We start from the raw sequence: 3106 nt of genomic DNA on the forward strand, positions 1-3106 counted from the left end.
CCGAGCTGTTGGACGACGTGGAAGGCATGCTGCGTCCGCAAGCCGAGGCCAAGGGCCTGCGTTTCGCCATCCAGGTGGAAGGCCCGGCGCCCGCCTGGATCAGGGCCGATGCCAAGCGGCTGCGGCAAATTCTGATCAACCTGCTGGGCAACGCGGTACGCTTCACCGAGCAGGGCGAGGTGCGCTTGCGGTTGGACTTTCGCCAGCATGTCTCCCGTATCGAGGTGATCGACACCGGGATAGGCATAGCGCCGCAGGACCAGGAGCGCATATTTTTGCCTTTTGAGCGTGGCAGCGCGGGCCGCCGCGCCAGCGAAACCGGCACGGGGCTGGGGCTGACCATCACCCATTTACTGACCCAGCTTATGGGCGGCGACCTGTCGGTTGCCAGCACGCCGGGCCAGGGCAGTACCTTTACCGTGCGGCTGTATCTGCCGGGTATCCCATCCGACCCCACGCGGCCGCCTTTGCGGGCAGTGGCCTTGCGCCCGGTGATTGGCTACATCGCGCCGCGCCGTACCCTGCTGGTGGTGGACGACCAGCCCTTGCAACGCCAACTGTTGGCGGGCCTGCTGGTGCCCATGGGCTTCGTGGTGCAAGAGGCTGCCAGCGGCCGCGAATGCCTGGAGATCGTGCAACACCAGCTGCCCGACCTGGTGTTGCTGGACATCACCATGGACGACCTGGATGGCTGGCAGACGGCAGAGATGCTGCGCAGCCTGTATGCCGCCACGCAACTGCCGATTGTTTTTGTTTCAGCGAATCTGTTTGACCAACATCCCGAGCGCATGGCGGCGTTGCAGTGCCAGGGCTTTGTAGGTAAGCCGGTGATTGAGTCGGAGCTGCTGGGAGCCTTGGAGCGTGCGTTGCAGCTTGAATGGGTACGCGACAACACGCCTTTGTCGCTGCTGCATAAGCCACCGTCCGGTGTTGCTCCGTATCCCAGCACCCTGCCCGACAGTCTGCGGGAGGATCTGATCCGCCTGGCCCGGCAGGGCCAGGCCACAGCGCTGCGCGAGCTGCTGTCGCGTGCCCGCACCGAGCTGCCCGCCCACACCCACACCCTGCATCTGCTGCAAGCCTGTGCCGACCGCTTCGACTTTCAGGCCCTGGCCGACCATCTCCGAGAACCTGAACATGAACCAGAAAGTTAAGTCTGTGACTGACCCCGCCCGCCGCGTGATTCTGGTGGTGGACGACGCCCTGGACACCTTGCGCATGCTCTGCGATGCACTGGCCGCCGAGGGCTATGCCGTGCTGGTAGCGCGTGACGCTGAGGAGGCGCTGCAACGCTTTGATATCGCCGTACCCGATGGCGTGCTGCTGGACGCCGTGATGCCGGGCATGGACGGCTTCGCGCTGTGCCGCCAGCTCAAGGCCACGCCGCCGTGGTCGCATGTGCCGGTGGTGTTCATGACGGGCTTGTCAGAAACCGAGCAGATTCTGCAGGGTTTTGCCAGCGGTGGTGTGGACTATGTGGTCAAACCGCTGCGCATCCCCGAGGTGCTGGCGCGCCTGGCCACCCATGTGCGCAATGCCCAGGCTACGCGGCTGGCGCGTGAAGCCGTGGACGTGGCAGGTATGGGGGCGGTGGTGCTGGACGGCCAGGGGCGTGTCGCCTGGCGCTCGCCGCAAGCCACGCGCTGGCTGGACGGTGCGTTTGGTGCGGACGACCTTGAGGCCGGTGCCACCTGGCTACAGTCCACCACAGCTGCGGCGGAGGTGTGGATGCCGATGCCCGGGGGGCGCCGCCTGGTGTCCAGGCACATGGGACAAAGCGGGTTTTCCGAAACGACGCTGTTGCTGTTAATGGCCCCGGCAGACGCCGCTGCCCACCCGCGCCAGCCGGAGGTGCCATTGACGCCGCGGGAGACCGAGGTGCTGTCGTGGCTGGCCAAGGGCAAGACCAACCGCGACATTGCCGACATCCTGGGCATGAGCCCGCGCACGGTAAACAAGCATTTAGAGCATATTTTCGAAAAGCTGGGCGTAGAGACGCGGTCCGCAGCGACTGCGATCGCCGGGCAGCTATTGCCACAGACCTGACTTTTATGGCTTCGGCAGCGGAGCTGCACCGAGGCATAGTGGTGCAGAAGGCGCTGAACGACGAAAAGCGCGGCACCAAAATGGTCCAGCAGGTCCACAACGAATGGGTCTTCGAAGTCCCCGAGGCCGAGGTGGGCGTGGGGCCGAACTGGGACAAAGCGCATTGATTGCTATGGTTTGAATAGCTGTCAACGCAGTTTTTATGCGCCCTGGAGGCCTAAAAATCCTAGAACTGGCTTATATCAAACTGCTGCCGCCCAGCATTTTTGGCCCGGTACAGGGCGGTGTCGGCCGCATACACCAGCGTGTCGGGCTTGCGCTCGGCATCGGGCACGGTGTGGGCTACACCGATGCTGAGGGTCAAAAAATCGGCGGTGGGGGAGCCCGCGTGGGGTATGCGCTCTAGAGCCAGTGCATCCATGCAGTGCTGGGCCACCAGCCGGGCATGGTCCTGGTCGGTACCGGGCAGTAGCAGCACAAATTCTTCGCCGCCGTAGCGGGCCACCAGCTCGCCCGCGCGGCGCACGCAGGTGGCCAGCAACCGGGCCACGCGGCGCAGGCAGGCGTCGCCCGCCAGGTGGCCGTAGTGGTCGTTATAGAGCTTGAAGTGGTCGATGTCGATCATCAGCAGGGCCAGCGGCTCTTGCTGGCGGGCACCGCGCAGCCATTCGGTGGCCAGCACCGCGTCAAAATGCCGTCGGTTGCCGATGCCGGTCAGCCCGTCGGTGGCCGACAGCTGGGCCAGGCGCTGGTTGGCCAGCTCCAGTGCCTGGCGTTGCAGCACCATTTCGGTAATGTCCAGCCGCACCGCCACGATGTAGCCCGACGGCGTGCGCGACTCGTAGGCATGCATCCACACGCCGATCGGGTACGAGCGCACCTCGGGCATGGCGCGCTGGCCGCGCTCGGCCAGATGCGTGGCCAGCCATTCTTCTTCGCGGCCCATGGCTTCGTGCGGAAAGCCCTGGCGCAGGCCGATGCGCACCAAGGCCTCGTGGGTCAGGCCCCGGCCTTCTTCCAGCGTGAACCAGGGGCGCATCTCGCCCATCTTGCGGTTGAA

The 3106-nt window shown here is 65.2% G+C and carries 4 protein-coding genes; 3 read left to right on the plus strand and 1 reads right to left on the minus strand.

Annotation, left to right across the window (positions count from 1 at the left end; all coding sequences use genetic code 11):
• The 3 genes from ABI213_RS06475 to ABI213_RS06485 all read left to right on the plus strand — a co-directional run.
• Positions 1 to 1154: ATP-binding protein (locus ABI213_RS06475; RefSeq protein ID WP_348026480.1), on the plus strand; the 1154-nt coding region annotated here is incomplete at its 5' end.
• Positions 1155 to 1158: 4 nt separating this feature from the next.
• Positions 1159 to 2046, plus strand: coding sequence for a response regulator (locus ABI213_RS06480; RefSeq protein WP_348004874.1), 888 nt, complete (start codon positions 1159 to 1161; stop codon positions 2044 to 2046).
• A gap of 5 nt (positions 2047 to 2051) precedes the next feature.
• Positions 2052 to 2213 (plus strand): hypothetical protein, encoded by a 162-nt coding sequence (locus ABI213_RS06485; protein ID WP_348004875.1) that lies wholly within the window; start codon positions 2052 to 2054, stop codon positions 2211 to 2213.
• 59 nt (positions 2214 to 2272) lie between these two features.
• Here ABI213_RS06485 and ABI213_RS06490 read toward each other — a convergent pair.
• The coding region (locus ABI213_RS06490) for a diguanylate cyclase (RefSeq protein WP_348026482.1) at positions 2273 to 3106 on the minus strand (834 nt) is incomplete at its 5' end.

Origin of the sequence: Rhodoferax sp., assembly GCF_039922535.1 — a bacterium.
Classification (GTDB): Bacteria; Pseudomonadota; Gammaproteobacteria; order Burkholderiales; family Burkholderiaceae_C; genus Rhodoferax_B.